The sequence below is a fragment of the Alteraquisediminimonas sediminicola genome, from assembly GCF_019740335.1.
Lineage (GTDB): Bacteria > Pseudomonadota > Alphaproteobacteria > Sphingomonadales > Sphingomonadaceae > Alteraquisediminimonas > Alteraquisediminimonas sediminicola.
On the sequence record NZ_JAHXZS010000002.1, the window covers coordinates 192,860 to 212,755 of the forward strand.

The following is a 19,896-nucleotide window of genomic DNA, read 5'->3' on the forward strand; positions in this document are numbered from 1 at the left end:
GCGTATAGGCTCAAGCGACCGCCGCCAGCGATAACGCTGCCGATATTATCCGGCCACAATAACGATGTCTTGCTGGAAGGAGACTAGCCTTGTGGCCAGTCGCTACGGCGCGCCGCTGTTACATCTCAGCGGCGACTCTCGCGCGTTCTCTTGGCGATCACCCGCTTAGCGACCTTGCTGTTGTCCCGCGCAGCGCCCAACCGACCAAGCGCCGCCATGGTTTCGATATGATCCGCCGACACCGGCTTGGAGAAAAGATAGCCCTGCAAATGGGTGCAACCGGCCGCCTGCATGATCTGCATTTCGACATCGGTTTCGACGCCCTCGGCAATCACGTCCTTGCTCAAGACGATCCCGAAATTGGCGATGGTCTGGAGAATGGCCAAGGCACGTTCCGAACTCGCAACATCGCGCACGAAGCTCTGATCGATCTTGAGCTTGTCGAAGGGAAAATCGCGCAAGTAAGACAGGCTTGAATAGCCCGTGCCGAAATCATCCAGCGCAAGGGTGAAGCCTTCCTGCTTGAGCGTGTTCAGAATCCGCATCGTGTGCTGATCCTTGCCCATCAGGACCGATTCCGTGATTTCAACAGTGATCTGGCGCGGCGAGACACCGAAACGGCGGGTCGGCTCCATCAAATCCTCAAGAATGGAGGTCGCGCGCAACTGGGCGGCGGAGATATTGATGGCCGTCGTGATATTCGGCCAGCGACGGCTGTCGCTGATCGCCTGTTCGATGACCAAACGCCCCAAATCGGCCATCAGCCCCGCGTCTTCCGCAATCGGGATGAAAATGTCCGGGCCAATCGGGCCATGACGCGCGCTGGTCCAGCGGACAAGCGCCTCGACCGCACTGATCTGACCGGAACTCGCATCAACGATGGGCTGATACATCATCGTCAGTTCGCGATTGGCGATGGCCTGACGCAGGTCAACCTCGATCATCCGACGCTTTTCGATTTTCGTGGCCATTTCAGGCTGGAAATGAATCCCGCAACCGCGCCCGTTGCCCTTTGCTTCATAGAGAGCGATGTCGACTTCCCGCATGATATCGTCGAAATCACGGGTCACATCGGCCAGCACCAGACCAACCGACACGCTCGTCTCGATCATCGCGCCATTGATCTTGAAGGGAGCGCGGACGCAATCCATGATGAGTTGCAACAATTGATCTGCGTCATCTTCGCGGGTGCAAGGGCGCACGATCGCAAACTCATCGCCGCCCAGCCGCGCGATCACATCGTCCGCGCTGAGCATGCCGCGCAATCGGCCAGAAACGGCGCAGATGAGCTGATCCCCTGCCGGATGGCCCAGCGTATCGTTGATGTCTTTGAAGCGATCAATGTCGAGGCAAGCGACCACCAACTGCCGCGGCATGCGCTGCGGATTTTCGGCATGGCGCAGCATTTCAGCTTCCAACATCCGACGATTGGGCAATTCGGTGAGCACATCATGGTTCGCGATGAACTGGGCGGACTGTTCTCGTGCCTCCAATGCGCGCGTAGTCCCCGTCAATCGCCGCGCAAGTGCGGAAAAGAACACAACCGCGCAGGCCAAGCCCAGCAGCACAATCGGGAGCACCTTGTTAATCAGGAGCACCCCCGGACGGCGCGGTGTCCAGCCAAGACTGCCAATAGTCTGGCCATCGTCGGACTTAAGCTCGAACCGCGCGCCCCTTTTGTCGTTCGTCTTGGCAAATCCGAGGTCGGACAGCATCAATTCACGTGATGCCTGCTCCCAATAGGTGGGATCGAGCGTGACGAACGAGACGAGGAGCCGTGGACGTGCAGGCGTCAACTTCATATCAACCGATGGCGTGATCGCCATGATCGCGACCAATTCACCCTGATCGCCGATGCGGCGCAATGCCGCCGCCGCGCGACCATAGCGCCGGTTCGAAAAGCCGCTATCTTCCATCGCCGCGCTGATCAATTCCTGATCGAGTATCCGGGGTGAGGCATTCGCCCCCCCACGCGCCTGTTGGACAAGCGGTTGAATGGCGGCAAGATCCCGGCGCATCACCGCCGCATCGGTGGGCCCCTCGCCCGAAAAGCCGTATACCGGCTGTTCTTTTTCATCGAGGATCATGATGCGGTCGTGATGAAATGACTCTGTCATGAACACGCCGACTTCAAGGTCGAGCCATTCGCGATCCATCTGCGGGCCAGCGCTTTTGACAACGGCCTCATCCCACCATGCAACGCTGCGCAATTCGCTCAACGAACGGGTCAGCCGCGCGGTCAATGAATTGTCGATCAATTCGGTCTGCGCGATGACTGTATTGCGATCCATTGTCCGCGCCGAATACAGTACAACCCCGACCAATGCCGCGCCGACGATCAACATCAAAATGATGATCGTCGTGATGAGCTTGCGTGCCGCCGACAAGCTTGCAGCTCGTTCAGTGGCTGTTTGAGGGTTGCGCCAAGGCCGCCAGAAATTTTTCATATGGCAATCGTAGTGAAAACAGGTTAAAAATCTGTTTATTATAAGGGGAATTCATTCAATATGTTTAACTGCACCAGATCATGTGCAGTAGTTGAGCATTTCGCGACGCGATTGATAATAATCGTCACCAGGGAGACCGTGTGATCATAGCGTTCGGCCTCATAGCGGCCATGCTTCAGGCGATAGGCTGGATTGTCTACTCCCGCTTATTCCTGAAACGCGTCATTCGCCCCAACGCGGCCAGCTCCTTCATGTTCGCTTATGGCACCGCGCTCATGGTGCTGTTGGAAGCGGGCAGCGGGGCAAGCTGGCATGTGCTCGCATTGCCCGTGACCTGTACTATTTTCAGTTGTCTGGTGGCCGCGCTTTGCTTGCGACGTGGCGCGACCGAGCCAGTGGACGGGATCGAGGCCATCGCCTTTTCGGCGGATGTGTGGCTGACCGTGCTTTGGGCCGCCATCGCCTTTGGCTATGGCGATATCGGGCCTTATGCCGCCGGTTTTGTCATCGCAGGCAATGTCACGACGCTGACCGCGTTTTTTCCGGTCTTGCGCTCCACTTATCTGACGCCGGAGCGGGAACAGCCCGCGCCTTGGTGTATCTGGACGCTCGCTTATACCGCGCTCACGATCACGACGATCCTCGCGGACCGGGGGCAACATCCGGAATTACTCCTTTACCCTGCACTCAGCGCATTCCTGCACGGCAGCGTCGCTTTACTTGCGTTCCGCGGCAAACCGCGTCGCAGCGACTGGGTCGATGAGGCAAAGACGATCTATATCGGCCAAAGCCGTATCCATGGCGCTGGCATGTTCGCAGGCCAGCATTTCGAACCCGGCGACATGCTTTGCCAATTATCCGGCAAAGCAATCTTTGGCGCAGTGACGGAGGATGGGCCCAATTATATCGGCCTTGGCCCCGATGTCTGGATCGATCCTATTGCCCCGCTGGATCGCATCAACCATCATTGCGCACCCAATGCCGCCTTTGGCGCGCATCGTCAGTTGCGGGCGCTCCGCATCATCCATCCCGGCGAGGAAATCACACTCGACTATTCCACGACCGAGGCCGACCCCGATTGGTGGATGCAATGCGGCTGCCAATCCCCCGATTGTCGCCACGTCCTCTATGCCATTCATCGCAGCTTTGCCGATCATGCGACGCCACCAATGGCCAGCCCCCTGATGCAATTGGTATGGCAAAAACGCCATGATCGCTACAAGACGGACGGGATGCATCCGGATGCGCTTCCGCTTCTGATGGAACTGCCGGAACCATTGCCCCTGCGGATTCCCCCCTCCCTGCGTCGGCGGTCGAGCAGACACCTGCGCCCCGCCGCTCAAGCCACAACGCGCCTCCGCCAGCAGAAATAACACCCGGCATTCGAACCTTGCAACGGGCGCATATCGGCGGACGCGCACCGTCATTCTCGTACACCTGCTACAAACTTATATTTAATTTAATCCATAACTGTGGTATATTTTATGTTCTGTAGAGCAGTTGATTGCTATTGACGCATCTTGATCATTTTCAAGGCCGATATATCCGCAACGGGACATGACGCCTTCCACGACCTGCCACGACTTGCGTTGCCTTTGGATGCCGCCACATGACTAAGACCCACACCCTGACCCTATTGGGGTTCATTACGTGGCTGGCACTTTGCCTTAGCATACCCTTGATGTTTCAAGACGACCGCATTCGCGCAGGCTATGCCGATGCCGAACGGTTGCACGCCCTTTGCCAACGCATCCATGGCGACATGGATCATATGAGCCTGTCCCCCAATGAACGGGCCATTGTCGAGGCGCAGCATGCAAAATGCGATGCCAAAATGTCGATGTTCCATTATGTCACCGGGCATTTCATCGAATATGAACAGGCCGTACTCAAGCTCGCGATCATTTCTGGTGGCGCAGGTCTGTTGATTTTCGGCGGCGGTATCCTGCTGAGCTATCGCCGGCCGCAACGTTGGCACCAACGCCGCAACCGCCCTCATCTTCAGGGCGATCACCCTGTTCAACCGCGCCGATCCCCGTCAAAAAAGCGTAAATTGGGCGAAGAATGGAGCCGGGAACAGGGCCAGCGCGATACGTCCAAACGGCTTTAACCCGCTAGATCATCGCCATCATCATCGGTGTCACCGAGCGCATCGTCATCATCGTCATGCATCGGCTCTCCGGCAAATGCGTCCATATCGATCCGGCCACTGCTGACCATCTCGTTCATCTTGTCGATGAGGTCAGGCACATCATCGGGCATCACCTGCGCCGGGTTCGGACGTCCGCCATGTTCGCTCAGTTCATAGCCCTCATCCACCGCGTTCATCGCCTGATCGGCAATATCCTGCGCCTGTCCCGCGTCTGTTTGCTCGGCATTGTCCTCTGGCGCATTGGCGGGAGATTTCGGGGTAATGCGGCGGATCATCACAAGCGCTCCTTGATCAACTGAACACGGCTATCATCGCTGCCGATGGCGACCCATGATATACGTATTGTTGCGACTTGTGGTGGACTGTGGCGCACCCATCTTCATAGCCGCACGCGATTGAGCCGCAGCGCGTTCATCACTACACTGACGGAGGACAATGACATCGCCGCCGCGGCCCAGATCGGTGACAATAACAGGCCGAACAACGGATACAGCAATCCCGCCGCCACCGGCACGCCCGCACTATTATAGATGAAAGCGAAAAACAGGTTCTGGCGGATATTGGACATGGTCGCCCGGCTTAAATGACGGGCGCGGACAATGCCGTTCAGATCGCCATGCAGCAAGGTCATGCCCGCGCTTTCCATCGCGACATCGGTTCCCGCCCCCATCGCAATGCCGACATCGGCGGCGGCGAGCGCAGGCGCATCATTCACGCCATCGCCTGCCATCGCGACGATCCGCCCCTCGCTGCGCAATCGCTTGACCACCGCGCTTTTCTGATCGGGCAGCACCTCCGCCTCGACCTCATCAATCCCCAACACCCGCGCCACCGCCAGCGCCGTGGCGCGATGATCGCCGGTCAACATCACCAAACGGATGCCATCGGCCCGCAATGCAGCCAATGCGGCGGGCGTTGTCGCGCGGATCGGATCGGCAATGGCGAAAATCGCAGCCGTCTCGCCATCGACCGCCATCAAGATCGCGGTCGCGCCATCCTGACGCAGCCCATTCGCCCGGTCTTGCCAGTCACGGGTCGCAATACCGCGTTCTTCCAGAAAATGCGCGCTGCCCAAGATCACGACCCGGCCCTCGACAGTGCCGACCACGCCCTTGCCGGTCGGGGAGTCGAAATCGGACACGGCGGGCAAGGATATGCCCCGCGCCTGCGCCGCCTCGACAATCGCGCGGGCGAGCGGATGCTCCGAAGCCCGCTCCACCCCCGCCGCCAGCCGCAGCATGTCCCTTTCGTCTCCGCCCTCGTCCAACAAGATGCGCGTGACCGAAGGCCGCCCCTCGGTCAGCGTCCCGGTCTTGTCGACCACCAACGTATCGACCTTTTCCATCCGCTCCAGCGCCTCGGCATGTTTGATCAGCACGCCCAAGCCCGCCCCGCGCCCAATGCCGACCATGATCGACATCGGCGTTGCCAGCCCCAGCGCACAGGGGCAGGCGATGATCAACACCGTGACGGCGGCAATCAGCCCATGGGCCAGACGCGGCTCCGGTCCCCAGATCGCCCATCCGACAAAGGCCAGCACCGCAATCATCATCACCGCCGGGGTGAACCAACCCGCCACCTGATCCGCCAGCCGCTGAATCGGCGCGCGCGACCGTTGCGCGTCCGCGACCATCTGCACGATATGCGCGAGCATGGTATCGCGCCCGACCTTATTGGCCCGCATCACCAACGCGCCATTCTGATTAAGCGTCCCGCCGATCAGCGCATCACCGACCGTTTTGGTGAGCGGCATGGACTCGCCCGTCACCATCGCTTCATTGACCGAAGAGCGCCCCTCTTCCACCACGCCATCGACCGGCACCTGATCGCCGGGCCGTATCCGCAGCCGATCACCGACCACAACAAGTTCTAATGCGACCTCAGCTTCATCACCCTTATCATTGATCCTGATCGCTATTTTCGGTGCAAGGTTTAACAGCGCCCGGATCGCGCCAGAGGTGCGATGCCGCGCCCGCAATTCCAGCACCTGCCCCAATAAGACCAGCACCACGATCACCGCCGCCGCCTCGAAATACACATCGACGCTGCCATCCGGCCCGCGAAAGGCGGCGGGGAATGCAGCGGGCGCAAAGGTTGCGGCCATGCTGTAGATCCACGCCACCCCGGTCCCCAAGGCGATCAAGGTGAACATATTGAACCGCCGGGTGATGATCGAGCGCGCACCCCGTTCGAAAAAGGGCCAGCCCGCCCATAGCACCACCGGGGTCGCCAATAGGCATTGGATCAGGATCGACTGCCGCATCCCGATGGCATGATGCACAAAGGGAAACAAATGCCCGCCCATCTCCAGCGCCAACACAGGCAGGGTAAGGACAAGCCCGATCCAGAAACGGCGGCTCATGTCGATCAGCTCTTCATTCGGCCCTTGATCCGCACTGACCATTTCAGGTTCCAAGGCCATGCCGCAAATCGGACAGGGACCGGGATGGTCCTGCCGGATCTCCGGGTCCATCGGGCAGGTCCAGATCGTGCCGGGAGGCAGATCGACGGGTGCTTGAGCGATAGGCGATAGATAACGCAGCGGATCGGCGATGAATTTCGTGCGGCAACCGGCACTGCAAAAATGATAGGTCACGCCCGCATGTTCGGCATGATGCGACGTTGTCAATGGATCGACCGTCATGCCACACACGGGATCTAGCACCGTCGCCGTACCACTGCCTTCTTTAGCCTTGGCAGCGCAACAACCGCCCGCCGCCGCGATATGCACATGGTCCGCCATTTTGTCGCTCCTTGATCGCGTCCACACATTGGCACCCGATCTGCCGCAAAGGTCAAGCCCCGCCGGATTGACGATATTTCCATATCGACCGGCAGGCCGATTGACGATAGGACCAGACCATATCATCGCGGCAGCGTATCGCCTCGCGCCACTATCACACGCAGGATCAAGATTATCAGACAAGTCGCCGCCTTGCCCTATCGTTCCACCAGCAGCGCCATCGACGCGCCGGTCAGCATCTTGCTCGTCACCTCGCGCGAAACCAAGCGCTGGGTGCTGCCCAAGGGCAATGTCGTCAAGGGTCTGTCCCCCCATGCTTCCGCCGCGCATGAGGCCGAGGAAGAAGCCGGGGTCATCGGCGCGATCTGCCCTGCCCCGGTCGGCATGTATCGTTATCGCAAACGGCGGCGCAATGGCGCATCGCTGATGCTGGAAGTCGACGTATTTCCGCTCGCCGTCACGACTGAACTGGATGAATGGGACGAACAGGATCAGCGCGACCGGCAATGGTTCTCGTTGACGCAAGCCGCCGAAGCTGTTGATGAGCCTGAATTGCGCGCCCTGATTCGGAATTTCAGGGCCAGTGAGGCGTCTGCAATATTGGGGTCGGGCATATCGGCACATGCCCGAAGACTTAAGAGGGGATTTGGAATGTTTCACTGGTTTCAGGCACTTTTGCCGAAACAGAGCAATTTCTTCGCATTGTTCGAAGCCCATGCGGAAACGCTGACCGCTGGCAGCGATGCGCTGGCGCGGCTGTTGCAGGGCGGCGCCGGGATGGACGACCATATCCGCGAAATCATCGAGCGCGAGCATGAAGCCGATAATATCATCCGGGAAGTGCTGCAAAGCGTGCGCCGTACCTTCCTGACCCCGTTCGACCGCAGCGCGATCATCAGCCTGATCAGTTCGATGGACGATGCCATTGATCAGATGCAGCAGACCGCTGGCGCGATCGAGCTTTATGAGGTCAAGGAGTTCGATCAGGATATGCGCGACATGGCGGCGATCATCGTCGAAGCCGCGCGCGTATTGGCCGAGGCCCTGCCGTTGCTGCGCGACATCAGCGCCAATGCGGGTCGGCTCCATGAATTGACGGAACGGCTGGTAAAGATGGAAGGCCAGGCGGATCAGATCCATGCCGCAGGCCTGAAAGCGCTGTTCAAGGCGCATGGCGAAAGCAATACGCTGCGGTTCATCGTATCGCGCGAAATCTATAGCCATCTCGAAAAAGTGGTCGATCGGTTTGAGGATGTCGCCAACGAGATCGACGGTCTCGTGATCGACCACGCATAAGAGCGCCCGCATGTTGGAAACGACCATCGTCGCGCTGCCGTTGCTCATCGCCCTCATCGCGCTTGCCCTCGCCTTCGACTTCCTCAACGGCCTGCACGATGCCGCCAATTCCATCGCGACCGTGGTTTCGACCCGGCTGCTGACCCCAGTGCAGGCGGTGCTGTTTGCCGCCTTCTTCAACTTCGCCGCATATTGGGTGTTCGGCCTGAAAGTCGCAGAAACGGTCGGCAAGGGCATTATCGACAAGGACATCGTCAACCCGCAGGTCATTTTCGGCGCGCTGGTCGGCGCGATGTTCTGGAACCTTGTGACATGGTGGAAGGGCATTCCGTCTTCCTCCAGCCATGCGTTGGTCGGCGGGCTGATCGGCGCAGGCGTCTGTCGCGCAGGCTTTGATGGCATCGTATGGGCGGGGGTCACCAAAACGGCATCGGCCATCGTGCTATCGCCCTTGTTCGGCCTGATCCTGTCGATGACTTTGGTCATGATGACATCATGGCTATTCATGCGGGCGACCGCGCGTTCGGCAGAGGGCATTTTTCGAAAATTGCACCTGTTCTCGGCGGCAGCCTATTCATTGGGTCATGGCGCGAACGATGCGCAAAAGACGATGGGCATCATCACGGTTCTGCTTTATTCGCAAAACCTGCTGAATGGTGAATTCCATGTCCCGGGCTGGGTGGTGCTGTCCTGCTATGTCGCGATCTCGCTCGGCACCTTGTCCGGTGGCTGGAAAATCATCGAGACCATGGGCACGCGCATCACCAAATTATCGCATCATCAGGGCTTTTGCGCCTCGGCGGGCGGTTCGGTCATGTTGTTTGCGGCCTCGGCCTTCGGCATCCCGGTATCGACCACCCACACGATCACCGGTTGCGTGGTCGGCGTGGGCGCAGCCAAGCGCACCTCGGCGGTGCGTTGGGGCGTGGCCGGGCGGATCGTGATCGCATGGCTCATCACAATTCCGGCCTCGGCAGCGGTGGGCGCGCTATTTTACAGCCTGACCACATTGTTCTGAAGCCCCCCCCGGTTGCGCCTGCGACCGGGGATGAAGCTCAATTTCTATAGCCCGCTCCCCGGCATCGGGGCATCTGCGCGTCCGACGCGATAGCCATAGGTCCAAGCAAATGACCCGCTATAGGCGATGGTCGGGCGATATTCCGGGATATTGTCCGAACGCAGGATCTTGTCGGTCCGGCTATCGAGGACCAGCATCCCCTCCCCGCGCCGCACTGCCAGCACCGCATGATCCGCCTTGCGAAACAGATCGCGGACGATGACGAGAAACAGATCATCCTCCGATACGCCCAGCCGCCGCAACAGCGCCATCTTGGCAATCGCATAATCCTCGCAATCGCCTTGGCCCGAACGGATGGTCTGGCCAGCGGCGCTCCACACATCCTGAGACCGATCCTCGGTAAAGGCGACATTATGGTTGACCCAATCATTCACCATCCAGATCTGATCGGACAAATCCTGTTGCCCCGCCCGCTCAATGATCGCGCGCCACGGCGCATCATCCTCGCCAAGCGCTTGCGCCCGCACCTCCTGCCACCGTGCATCCAGCGCAGTCGATCCGACCGGCAATGCGACTGAGCCAAAGACATTGGGCGCAGGCGGACGCACCGGCGGCGGCGGCGGTGGGGGCGCACAAGGGGCGACGGGCGTTTCTGGCGAGGCCATTTCTGGCGGCAGGCTGATTGTCAGGCCACTTTGCGGCAAGGTTTCAATTGTATCTGTCGGGGGCGCAATGGCGGGTAGCGGCGCATCGCTTGGCGCACAGGTCGGCACAACCTCAATCGGTGCGGCATCATTTGGGGCGGCAAGCTGTGGTGCATCAGCGACAATCTCTTGTGCAGACACAGGCAACGCAATCATGCACGCCACGCCAAATGCAGCAGAAATTGGTGCAGAACGGAGAAGCGTATTACGCATCGACACCCTTTCTTCGCTGTGGCGTTGAACAATGTTTATACCCCGGACCACCCCCTTTTGGCCAGCAACTTGTCTTTCTGCCCCCCCGCGAGATGTCGCAGCGGTTGAAACGATCGCTGGCCCGATCGACAAATAAGGCGGAAGGGGGACATATTTCAGCCCCCTCTTATCCGCACTTAAGCGAGCACCTCGGCAAACAGGCCAGTCATCGCCTCCCATGACCGGGCATCCGCCACCGCATCATAACGGGCGAAATCGGGCATCCTCATTTTGGCCGCGTCCGGATTGGTGAAGCTATGCACCACCCCGCCATAAAGGTGGAGCTGCCAATCCACGCCGCCTGCCCGCATTTCCTGTTCGAACGCAGCACGGTCGGCGGGCGTAATGCCGGGGTCGTCCGCGCCGATACAGGCCAGAATCTTCGCCTTGATCTGCTGGGCATCATCGGGGCGTTTCGTCGTAAGGCCGGAATGAAAGCCGACCGCCGCACGAATATCCGCGCCACCACGCGCCAGTTCCAGCGACATCGTCCCGCCAAAGCAATAGCCAATAGCGGCGATGCGGGTCGGGTCCACCTCTGGCCGATTGAGGAGCGTCTGGAGCGCGGCCTGCGCCCGCGCCCTGATCTTCAACGGATTGTCGCGCAACGCGGTGATGATCGGCATGACCTCTGCCAATTCGGTATAAAGCTTGCCATGGCCATGAATATCGCAGGCCAGCACCGCATAACCCAAGCCCGCCAACCTTTCCGCCCGCGATTTGGCATGCACGCCAAGGCCGAAGGCTTCCGGAAAAACCAGCACCGCCGGACGGCGACCCGCGCCGTGGCGATCATCGACATAAAAATGGCTCTCCATCGCCAACCCATCGGCATCATAGCGCAGCATTTCTATATGCATCTGGCATGCTCCCCTTTTCCCTGCCTGCGATATGCAATGCGCGCCGCGATCAATTCAACCCCCTTGATAACGCCAAGATCCCGCGCCTTGGCCTTGGAGGTAACACAGATGGGAAAGGAGATAAGCCGGCGCGCGCTACAACGCCAATCAACCGGGCGGCAATTCAACCGGCCCGGTATCGGGGATGGAATCCGGCACATAAGGCTGTTCGCTGGGCGATAGGTCGGGATAACGATCCGGGTCTACCGGCGGCTGTTCGATCGGCGAGGCGTCGGGTCGTTCGTCCGGATGGCGAAACGGGGTTTCCGGTTCATGCGGCGGGCTATCTGGAAACGGGTCCGGGCGCTGGCCATAGCCTTGGGGAAAATCGAAACTGGTCATGATGTTGTCATCTCCTGCTGCAATCATTTATGCCCGACAAAATGCCGTGCTGAACCTCGCGCAATCACGTAGAGGGGTGACGCTTCACCCGCCCCGCCAACGCCGTCACCGCAATCCCGCCAAGAATCAGCCCCATACCAATGAGATGATAGCCATGCAGCGGCTCACGCAGCGTCGCCATCGCCAATAATGCCCCGAATAAAGGCATCAGGCTGATCGCCTGCCCCGCCTTGCCCGGCCCGATATCGGCCACTGCCCGATTATAGAGGAAATAGGCCACAATCGAGGGCAGCACCGCGACATAGGCCACCGCCGCGATCACGCCGGGACGCCAGACAATCTGCATCGCCTGCGTCCATTCGGTCGCGGCCAGCGGTGCCATCGTCATTGCCCCAATCACAAAGGTCGCGGCCAGCAGGCTGGCGGCATCAACCGGCGGACGGCGGCGCAACAAGGCGGTGTAGATCGACCATGCCACTACCCCGCACATGACCAGCGCATCACCACGCCCAAAATGCAGCCCCGTAATCGCCGCCAGATCGCCCCGGAAAATAATCTCCAACACGCCCAAGGTGGACAAGGAAACGCCCAAAATCTGCTGGCGCAATGGCTTTACGCCATAAAAGAGGCGATCCATGATCAATACACCCGCCGGGATGGCCGCTTGCAACAACAGGCTGTTGGTGGCCGTGGTATAATGCAGGCCGGAATAGAGAAACGCATTGAACCCGCCGACCCCGATCACCCCCAATCCCAACACGATAGGCCAATGCTGCAACAACATCGCCCTATCGGCGCGCAACCGCTTTGCCACCAGCGGCAGGACGATCAGGCACGCCAAAGCCCACCGGGCAAAGCCAAAGGTAAAGGGCGGAATATCGTTCCTGATCGCACGTCCGATGACCGAATTGCCCGCCCATAACAGCATGACAATCGCCAGCATCGCATAGGCCTTCATCGCGGCACGAGGGGGCGTCATGGCGTTCGATCTCCAACCTGTCGAGCCTCACCTCTAAACCGTGATGCCACAACAAGCCAAGACCGCCCCTTTATTTATCGAGCGCGGCATATCGCCCCCTGATTGAAACTCGCTTTCCCGGCCCAAACCCGCTATCGGGCTGGCCATGAATATCGACATCATCACCCAGAACGCCAACGGCCATGACCGCCGGACCTTCGCGATCATTTCCCACCCGGATGCGGGGAAGACCACGCTCACGGAAAAGCTTTTGTTGTTCGGCGGCGCGATCCATGCGGCGGGCGAGGTCAAGGCACGCGGCGCGAACCGCCGGGCGCGGTCCGACTGGATGAAAATCGAGCAACAGCGCGGGATTTCCGTCACCTCCTCGGTGATGACGTTCATCCGCGACGGGCTGACGTTCAACCTGCTCGATACGCCGGGGCATGAAGACTTTTCGGAAGATACCTATCGCACGCTGACCGCCGTCGATTCGGCGGTGATGGTGATCGACGCGGCACGCGGGATCGAGGCCCAGACCCGCAAATTGTTCGAGGTCTGCCGCCTGCGATCGGTCCCGATCATCACTTTCGTCAACAAGGTCGACCGCGAAGGACGCGAACCATTTTCGCTGCTGGACGAGGTCGCGGATCAGTTGCAGCTCCATGTCTGCCCGATGAGTTGGCCCGTCGGCATGGGCGGGCAGTTTGAGGGCATTTACGACCTCGAACAAAACCGCCTGATGCGCCCGACCGGCGACAGCCGCGCCTTTGAAGGTGATATTACGCCCTTGTCCGGGCTGGATGATCCCAAGCTCGATCAGCTTGTATCCGCCGATGCAGCCGCCCATTTGCGCGAAGAGGCGGAACTGGCGCAGGCGGGCTATGAACCGTTCGATGTCGAGGCCTATCGACGCGGCGATTTGACGCCCGTGTATTTCGGGTCGGCGCTCAAAGAATTTGGCGTGGCGGAATTGATCAGCGCTCTTGCGCGCTTCGCCCCCTCGCCCCGCCCGCAACCGGCGGACCCGGCCCCGGTATCGCCCGACAGCCCCAATGTCACCGGCTTCATCTTCAAGGTGCAAGCCAATATGAACCCGATGCACCGCGACCGCATCGCGTTCATGCGCCTGTGTTCCGGGCGGTTCAAACGCGGGATGAAGCTCAATCAGGTCGGCACCGGCAAGGCGATTGCGATCCACAGTCCGATCCTGTTCTTCGCCCAAGACCGCGAAGTCGTGGACGATGCATGGCCGGGCGACATCATCGGCATTCCCAATCATGGCACGTTGCGCGTCGGCGATACGCTAACCGATGGGCCGAATGTGACGATCACCGGCCTGCCGAACTTTGCGCCGGAAATCCTGCGCCGCGTCGTGTTGAAAGACCCGACCAAGACCAAACAACTCCGCAAGGCGCTGGACGACATGGCCGAAGAGGGCGTGACCCAGGTCTTCCACCCCTCGATTGGCGCGCAGATGATCGTCGGCGTGGTCGGGCAATTGCAGTTGGAAGTGCTGATTTCGCGGCTGGAGGCTGAATATAAGGTCGATGCCGCGCTGGAAATGTCGCCTTGGGATACGGCGCGCTGGATCGCTTCGGACGATGCGGCGGCGATGAAGGAATTTCAAAGCCTCCACCGCACCGCCATCGCCACCGACCGCGATGGCGCGCCGGTATTCATGGCCAAGGACAGCTGGGACCTGAATTACGTCATGGGCCGCCACCCAACGATCCGCTTTACCGCAACCAAGGAGCGCCGATAATGGCGGGTGACAAGTTCGAGCGCCACCGCCAACCGTGGAACAGCGCCGAAATTCAAAAGCTGCACACCCTTGCCAAAAAGGGCATGCCCTTGAAACAGATCGCCAAGGCGCTGACCCGAAGTGAAGAATCGGTCAAGGATCGCGCCAAGCTGGACGGACTGAAGATCGCCAAGCTGCATTGATCCGGTGATGACCCGCGATCCGTCTGCCCTGTTGCATGAGGTGTTCGGCTTTCCCGCCTTTCGTGGGGTGCAGGCCGATGTGATCGGGCGCGTCATGGCGGGCCTGCATACCCTTGCGATCATGCCGACGGGCGCGGGCAAATCCCTCTGTTACCAATTGCCTGCGGTCGCATTTGATGGCGTGTGCGTCGTTATCTCGCCGCTGATCGCATTGATGCACGACCAGTTGCGCGCCGCCCAGTCGGTCGGCATTCGCGCGGCCAGCCTGACCTCGGTCGATAGCGATTGGCGCGAAACGCAGGATCGGTTGAAACGGGGCGAACTGGACTTGCTCTATGTCGCGCCGGAACGGGCCAGCACTGAGGGCTTCCGCCAATTGCTGCGTCAGGCAAACATCGCCATGTTCGCGATTGACGAGGCGCATTGCGTGTCGGAATGGGGCCATGATTTCCGCCCCGATTATCGCATGCTGCGGCCTTTGCTGGATGAATTTCCGGATATTGCCCGCCTCGCACTGACCGCCACCGCCGATGCCCATACACGCGAGGATATTCTCGTCCAATTGGGCATCCCGCGCGAGGGCATGATCATTTCCGGCTTCGACCGGCCCAATATCCGTTATGCCGTCCATCATCGCGATGGCCTGTCGCGCCAGATTGCCGATCTGGTGGCGGCCAATCCCGGCCCCGGCATCATCTATGCCCAGACCCGCGCCGCGACCGAGAAATGGGCCGAGATCTTGGGCCGTAATGGCAAGCGCGAAGTCCGCGCCTATCATGCGGGCCTGCCCGCAGAGGTCCGCGCCGCCAATCAATCCGCCTTTATCGCGAGCGAAGACATGGTGATGGTCGCAACCATCGCCTTTGGCATGGGGATCGACAAGCCGGACGTGCGCTTCGTCGCCCATGCGGGCCTGCCAAAATCAATCGAGGGCTATTATCAGGAAAGTGGCCGCGCGGGCCGCGATGGCGAACCGGCGGAAGCGCATCTGTTTTGGGGCGCAGAGGATTTCGCCCGCGCCCGGATGCGGATCGCCGAACTGGAGGACAAGCGCCAACAAGGCGAACGCGCGCGCATTTCGGCGCTGGGCGCATTGGTCGAAACCGGCACCTGTCGCCGCGCGATATTGTTGCGGCATTTTGGCGAAAACCCGCCCGCGACCTGCGGCAATTGCGATAATTGCCTCAACCCGCCCGCAACCATCGATGCCACCGAAACGGCCCGCAAATTCCTCTCCGCCGTCTATCGCACCGGCCAGAGCTTCGGCAGCGGCCATATCGAGGCGGTGCTGACTGGCGCGATGAACGACAAGGTCAAACAACGCGGCCATGATCTGTTGTCGGTGTTCGGCATTGTCGATGGCGAGGAAACGGCGCTGTTAAAGCCGGTATCCCGCGCGTTGCTGCTGCGCGATGCACTCAGCGCGAATGAACATGGCGGGCTGGAATTGGGGCCGAATGCCCGCGCGATCCTGCGCGGCGAAGATGTGGTTGCGCTCGCACTCCCGCCCAAGCGCGAACGCCGTGCAAAACGCGGCAATGCCGAAAACCCGGTCGACGATCCCCTGTTCGACGCGCTGCGCGCCTGCCGCCGCGAAATGGCCAAGGAAGCGGGCGTCCCGCCCTATGTTATCTTCCATGACAGCAGTTTGCGCGAAATGGCGGTGATCCGGCCCATCAACTTGCAGGCCATGTCCAACATTTCCGGCATGGGCAGCCGCAAGCTCGACGCTTATGGGCAGGCGTTTTTGAGCGTGATCTTACGGTTCGAGCGGTAGTTTAAACCGCTTCCACCGGTTCCAGCGCCTCGGATGCCGCCAGCCATTTGGCTTCCGCCTCATTGACCGCATCGTCCAATTCCGCCCGCAGCTTCATCAACGCGCCCATCGCGAGCTTCGCATATTTTGGCTCGGCACCTGAAGGGTCGAACATCGCGCGGTCAACCGCGCTGCGTTCCGCCGTTACGCGGGCAAGCTCGGCCTCTGCCGTCGACACCGCCTTACGAAGTTGCTGCAATTGCTCGCGCTCTTGGGCCGCGGCCTTCTTATCTTTCTTACCGCCGACCTTGCCATTGGCACCGCCCTTGGGCTGATTCTTGCCCAAAATGAAGTCGGTATAGTCCTCCACGCTGCCCGCGAATTCGCGGGCCGTGCCATCGTCCACCAACACCAGACGGTCGGCGGTCAATTCCAGCATGTGGCGATCATGGCTGACAAGCACGACCGCGCCTTCATAGGCATTCAACGCCTGCACCAGTGCTTCGCGGGCATCGACGTCCAAGTGGTTCGTCGGTTCATCGAGGATGAGCAGATGCGGCGCATCGCGGGTGATCAACGCGAGCGCCAGACGCGCGCGTTCGCCGCCCGACAGCTTGCTGACCTGCTGGGTCGCCCGGTCGCCGGAAAAGCCGAAACGACCAAGCTGTGCACGCACTGCGCCGGGGCTTGCGCCCTTCATTTCGCGGGTCATATGCTGCAACGGCGTATCCGTGCCGTCCAGTTCCTCGACCTGATATTGGGTGAAATAGCCGACCTTCATCTTGCCCGATGACTGCATCTCGCCATCCATCGGGGTCAGTTGCGCCGCCAGCAACCGCGCAAGCGTGGTCTTGCCGTTACCATTGCGACCCAACAACGCGATCCGGTCATCCGGATCGACCCGCAGGTTCAAGCGCTGCAAAATCGGCTTGTCGGCATAGCCTACGCTCGCCAGATCGAGCGTGATCAACGGCGGCTTCAATTCATCCGGGCTGGGAAAATCGAAGCTGAGCGTCGGATCTTCGGCCATCGCCGCAATCGGCTGCATCCGGGCCAATGCTTTGACGCGCGACTGGGCCTGTTTCGCGGTCGATGCGCGGGCGCTGTTACGGGCGATAAAGTCCTGCAATTTGGCGCGCTGCGCGTCCTGCGATGCCTTGGCCGCCGCCAATTGCGCCGCGCGTTCAGCCCGCTGGCGCTCGAACGCATCATAGCCGCCGGTGTACAATGTGGTCTTGCCATTCTCCAGATGGAGGATGTTATCGACGACGTTGTTCAACAAATCGCGTTCATGGCTGATCACCACCATCATCCCCGGATAGGATTTCAGGAAGTTTTCCAGCCAAAGGGTCGCCTCTAAATCGAGGTGGTTCGACGGTTCATCGAGCAACAGCAAATCCGGTTCGGAAAACAGCAAGGCCGCGAGCGCCACCCGCATCTTCCAGCCGCCGGAATAGCTATCCAATGGCCGCGCCTGCATCTCTTCATCAAAGCCAAGGCCGACGAGAATCCGCGATGCGCGCGCGGGCGCCGTATAGGCATCAATCGCCATCAGCCGATCATGCAATTCGCCCAGACGGTCCGGATCTTCGCAGGTCTCGCTTTCGAGCATCAGCTCATCGCGTTCCTTGTCCGCCGCCAACACGGTGTCGATCGGGGTCGCGGTACCGCTCGGCGCTTCCTGCGCGATATAGCCGATACGCGTATTGCGCGGCATTTCAAGGCTGCCCTCGTCCGGATCGAAGCTGCCGATCATGACCTTCATCAGCGTCGATTTGCCCGCGCCATTGCGGCCGATCAAGCCGATCCGGCTTTTCGGGGGCAACGCAGCGGTCGCGCGGTCGAGGATAGTGCGGCCGCCAAGGCGCACGGTGATTCCGTTGAGATTGAGCATAAGGCGGGCGCATACAGCAAAATGACGGCAGATGCGATAGATTGCTGCACCTGCGTTGTGAAAATCGGCACAATCAAAGAAATGGCCCAAAGGATGGCCAATATGATGGTTAACTGCCTGTTAAACCAAAAATTGACGAAAATTCAGCGTTGCGATCCGGTTGAAATATGGTTTTTGTATATTATTTATAAAAAATTGCTGCCCATTTGAATCGCTTAGACGGACCGCCTGATTTCCGCGCCGAACGGGGATTCACACGAGAAATTAACTCTGTTACTCTAAGCAAAGGGCTAAATTTCGGGGTTTTTAGATGAATCGCAAGATGACCGGCATTTTATTTGCGTTCGCAATGAGTTGCATGTCAGCACAGGTGACAGTTGCGCAGGCCGCCGATAGCGCCAGTCTTACCTCTATTCCGAAATATGCAGCAATTCTTATCGACCCGCAGTCGGGCGAAGTGCTGTACGCCCATCAGGCCGATGCTGCCCGTCATCCGGCCTCGATCACCAAGGTCATGACCTTGTTCATCCTGTTTGAGGAAATCCGTGCCGGTCGCGTGAAAATGTCGGATCGTATCTCCTTTTCCTACACCGCGCGGTCGCAAGCCCCTTCGCGCCTTGGTGTCGGCCCCAATCAAACCCTGTCGGTGGATGAAGCCATTCAGGCGCTCGTCACCAAATCGGCCAATGACGTGGCCTATGCCGTGGCCGAACATATCAGCGGGACCGAGGCGAAATTCGCCGAACGCATGAACAAGCGCGCAGCCGAACTCGGCATGAAATCATCCCATTTCGCCAATGCTTCGGGCCTGCCAAATTCTGCGCACCGCTCATCCGCGCGCGACATTGCGACGCTCAGCCGCGCGATGCTGTCGCAATTCCCGAATTTTTACACCTATTTTCGCCAGCGCCAGTTCACCTGGGGTGGCCGGGTCATGCCGAACCATAACAAGCTCCTTGGCAATGCGCTGGGCGTCGATGGAATCAAGACCGGCTATACCGCGCTGTCTGGCTTTACGCTGGCCGCTGCCGCCAGCCACAATGGCAAGCGACTGATCGCGGTCGTGCTGGGCGCACCGACCTCGATTGCGCGCAACAACAATGTCGAGGCGCTGCTGCGCGCAGGCTATGCCATGCTGGAAGAACGCCAAGCAGGCCGCAAGGGCGACACCGTCTCTGCCCGCGTCGACTCCACCGACATCATCGGCGACAAGATCAACGCTATCTCGGCCCTGCGCCAAGTCTCGGCCAAACAGGTCGATCCGGAGACGATGCTGAAGCCTGCGGTGCTCAAACCAACCATCAAGTTCAAAACGGGCAGCGGCCAACGCGCCGGTTCGTCCTCGGGCGGCAATACGCTGAAATAATCTCGTCCAAAGGCCCTGATCCTGAGATTTTAGAACCAATAACCTAAAAGTCTTTTTACCGCGATTTCCGAGCCGTGAAATGTGCCATTTCACTCGAAATCGCTAGCCCCCCTTGCGCCTGA

The 19,896-nt window shown here is 59.9% G+C and carries 17 protein-coding genes; 9 read left to right on the top strand and 8 right to left on the bottom strand.

What is annotated here, in order from left to right:
• Nucleotides 1-125: 125 nt before the first annotated feature.
• Nucleotides 126-2,387, bottom strand: coding sequence for a bifunctional diguanylate cyclase/phosphodiesterase (locus tag K6117_RS06955; protein WP_221793299.1), 2,262 nt, complete (start codon nt 2,385-2,387; stop codon nt 126-128).
• A gap of 230 nt (nt 2,388-2,617) precedes the next feature.
• On the opposite strand from K6117_RS06955, the gene K6117_RS06960 reads away from it, so the two are divergent.
• Nucleotides 2,618-3,820, top strand: coding sequence for an SET domain-containing protein-lysine N-methyltransferase (locus K6117_RS06960; protein ID WP_221793301.1), 1,203 nt, complete (start codon nt 2,618-2,620; stop codon nt 3,818-3,820).
• A gap of 305 nt (nt 3,821-4,125) precedes the next feature.
• Nucleotides 4,126-4,557 (top strand): hypothetical protein, encoded by a 432-nt coding sequence (locus tag K6117_RS06965; RefSeq protein WP_221793303.1) that lies wholly within the window; start codon nt 4,126-4,128, stop codon nt 4,555-4,557.
• Here the strand turns inward: K6117_RS06965 and K6117_RS06970 are convergent.
• Nucleotides 4,554-4,874 (bottom strand): hypothetical protein, encoded by a 321-nt coding sequence (locus K6117_RS06970; protein ID WP_221793305.1) that lies wholly within the window; start codon nt 4,872-4,874, stop codon nt 4,554-4,556. The genes K6117_RS06965 and K6117_RS06970 overlap by 4 nt on opposite strands.
• Before the next feature lie 104 nt (nt 4,875-4,978).
• A complete protein-coding gene (locus tag K6117_RS06975; RefSeq protein WP_221793307.1) occupies nt 4,979-7,342 on the bottom strand; it encodes a heavy metal translocating P-type ATPase in 2,364 nt (787 codons plus the stop codon).
• 192 nt (nt 7,343-7,534) lie between these two features.
• On the opposite strand from K6117_RS06975, the gene K6117_RS06980 reads away from it, so the two are divergent.
• Together K6117_RS06980 and K6117_RS06985 are read left to right on the top strand one after the other, a co-directional pair.
• On the top strand, nt 7,535-8,638 hold the full coding sequence (locus K6117_RS06980) for a DUF47 family protein (protein ID WP_246604922.1): 1,104 nt from the start codon (nt 7,535-7,537) through the stop codon (nt 8,636-8,638).
• Between the two features lie 10 nt (nt 8,639-8,648).
• A complete protein-coding gene (locus tag K6117_RS06985; protein ID WP_221793309.1) occupies nt 8,649-9,656 on the top strand; it encodes an inorganic phosphate transporter in 1,008 nt (335 codons plus the stop codon).
• A gap of 44 nt (nt 9,657-9,700) precedes the next feature.
• On the opposite strand, the gene K6117_RS06990 is transcribed toward K6117_RS06985, so the two are convergent.
• From K6117_RS06990 to K6117_RS07005, 4 genes are all read right to left on the bottom strand, one after another.
• Entirely contained in the window at nt 9,701-10,573 is an 873-nt protein-coding gene (locus K6117_RS06990) for a transglutaminase-like cysteine peptidase (RefSeq protein WP_221793311.1), read from the bottom strand.
• 176 nt (nt 10,574-10,749) lie between these two features.
• A complete protein-coding gene (locus K6117_RS06995; RefSeq protein ID WP_221793313.1) occupies nt 10,750-11,472 on the bottom strand; it encodes a dienelactone hydrolase family protein in 723 nt (240 codons plus the stop codon).
• Between the two features lie 147 nt (nt 11,473-11,619).
• Nucleotides 11,620-11,853 carry a hypothetical protein gene (locus K6117_RS07000; protein WP_221793315.1) on the bottom strand — a complete coding sequence of 78 codons (234 nt, stop codon included), beginning with the start codon at nt 11,851-11,853 and terminating at the stop codon, nt 11,620-11,622.
• Nucleotides 11,854-11,917: 64 nt separating this feature from the next.
• On the bottom strand, nt 11,918-12,832 hold the full coding sequence (locus K6117_RS07005) for a DMT family transporter (protein WP_221793317.1): 915 nt from the start codon (nt 12,830-12,832) through the stop codon (nt 11,918-11,920).
• A gap of 145 nt (nt 12,833-12,977) precedes the next feature.
• Between K6117_RS07005 and K6117_RS07010 the strand changes: the two genes are divergently transcribed.
• Genes K6117_RS07010 through recQ form a run of 3 tightly spaced genes read left to right on the top strand, consistent with a single transcriptional unit; the run spans nt 12,978 to nt 16,535 of the window.
• Nucleotides 12,978-14,576 carry a peptide chain release factor 3 gene (locus K6117_RS07010; RefSeq protein ID WP_221793319.1) on the top strand — a complete coding sequence of 533 codons (1,599 nt, stop codon included), beginning with the start codon at nt 12,978-12,980 and terminating at the stop codon, nt 14,574-14,576.
• On the top strand, nt 14,576-14,758 hold the full coding sequence (locus K6117_RS07015) for a hypothetical protein (RefSeq protein WP_221793321.1): 183 nt from the start codon (nt 14,576-14,578) through the stop codon (nt 14,756-14,758). The genes K6117_RS07010 and K6117_RS07015 overlap by 1 nt, the downstream gene beginning before the upstream one ends.
• A gap of 7 nt (nt 14,759-14,765) precedes the next feature.
• The gene (gene recQ, locus K6117_RS07020; RefSeq protein WP_221793324.1) at nt 14,766-16,535 is read left to right on the top strand and encodes a DNA helicase RecQ; all 1,770 of its coding nucleotides are present in this window, start codon (nt 14,766-14,768) and stop codon (nt 16,533-16,535) included.
• A gap of 1 nt (nt 16,536) precedes the next feature.
• On the opposite strand, the gene K6117_RS07025 is transcribed toward recQ, so the two are convergent.
• Nucleotides 16,537-18,408, bottom strand: a complete 1,872-nt coding sequence (locus K6117_RS07025; protein WP_221793325.1) for an ABC-F family ATP-binding cassette domain-containing protein — start codon at nt 18,406-18,408, stop codon at nt 16,537-16,539.
• Nucleotides 18,409-18,429: 21 nt separating this feature from the next.
• Between K6117_RS07025 and K6117_RS07030 the strand changes: the two genes are divergently transcribed.
• Entirely contained in the window at nt 18,430-18,618 is a 189-nt protein-coding gene (locus K6117_RS07030; RefSeq protein ID WP_221793327.1) for a hypothetical protein, read from the top strand.
• A 100-nt stretch (nt 18,619-18,718) separates the two neighbouring features.
• A complete protein-coding gene (locus K6117_RS07035; RefSeq protein ID WP_221793329.1) occupies nt 18,719-19,774 on the top strand; it encodes a D-alanyl-D-alanine carboxypeptidase family protein in 1,056 nt (351 codons plus the stop codon).
• Nucleotides 19,775-19,896: the final 122 nt, after the last annotated feature.

Excerpts from the sequence above, each read along its gene's own strand:
- K6117_RS06975 (WP_221793307.1), bottom strand. The coding sequence starts at position 7,342 with ATGGCGGACCATGTGCATATCGCGGCGGCGGGCGGTTGTTGCGCTGCC.
- K6117_RS07030 (WP_221793327.1), top strand. The coding sequence starts at position 18,430 with ATGACGGCAGATGCGATAGATTGCTGCACCTGCGTTGTGAAAATCGGC.
- K6117_RS07005 (WP_221793317.1), bottom strand. The coding sequence starts at position 12,832 with ATGACGCCCCCTCGTGCCGCGATGAAGGCCTATGCGATGCTGGCGATT.
- K6117_RS07015 (WP_221793321.1), top strand. The coding sequence starts at position 14,576 with ATGGCGGGTGACAAGTTCGAGCGCCACCGCCAACCGTGGAACAGCGCC.
- K6117_RS07010 (WP_221793319.1), top strand. The coding sequence starts at position 12,978 with ATGAATATCGACATCATCACCCAGAACGCCAACGGCCATGACCGCCGG.
- K6117_RS06960 (WP_221793301.1), top strand. The coding sequence starts at position 2,618 with ATGCTTCAGGCGATAGGCTGGATTGTCTACTCCCGCTTATTCCTGAAA.
- K6117_RS06985 (WP_221793309.1), top strand. The coding sequence starts at position 8,649 with ATGTTGGAAACGACCATCGTCGCGCTGCCGTTGCTCATCGCCCTCATC.
- K6117_RS07025 (WP_221793325.1), bottom strand. The coding sequence starts at position 18,408 with ATGCTCAATCTCAACGGAATCACCGTGCGCCTTGGCGGCCGCACTATC.
- K6117_RS07035 (WP_221793329.1), top strand. The coding sequence starts at position 18,719 with ATGAATCGCAAGATGACCGGCATTTTATTTGCGTTCGCAATGAGTTGC.
- recQ (WP_221793324.1), top strand. The coding sequence starts at position 14,766 with ATGACCCGCGATCCGTCTGCCCTGTTGCATGAGGTGTTCGGCTTTCCC.
- K6117_RS06970 (WP_221793305.1), bottom strand. The coding sequence starts at position 4,874 with ATGATCCGCCGCATTACCCCGAAATCTCCCGCCAATGCGCCAGAGGAC.
- K6117_RS07000 (WP_221793315.1), bottom strand. The coding sequence starts at position 11,853 with ATGACCAGTTTCGATTTTCCCCAAGGCTATGGCCAGCGCCCGGACCCG.
- K6117_RS06990 (WP_221793311.1), bottom strand. The coding sequence starts at position 10,573 with ATGCGTAATACGCTTCTCCGTTCTGCACCAATTTCTGCTGCATTTGGC.
- K6117_RS06995 (WP_221793313.1), bottom strand. The coding sequence starts at position 11,472 with ATGCATATAGAAATGCTGCGCTATGATGCCGATGGGTTGGCGATGGAG.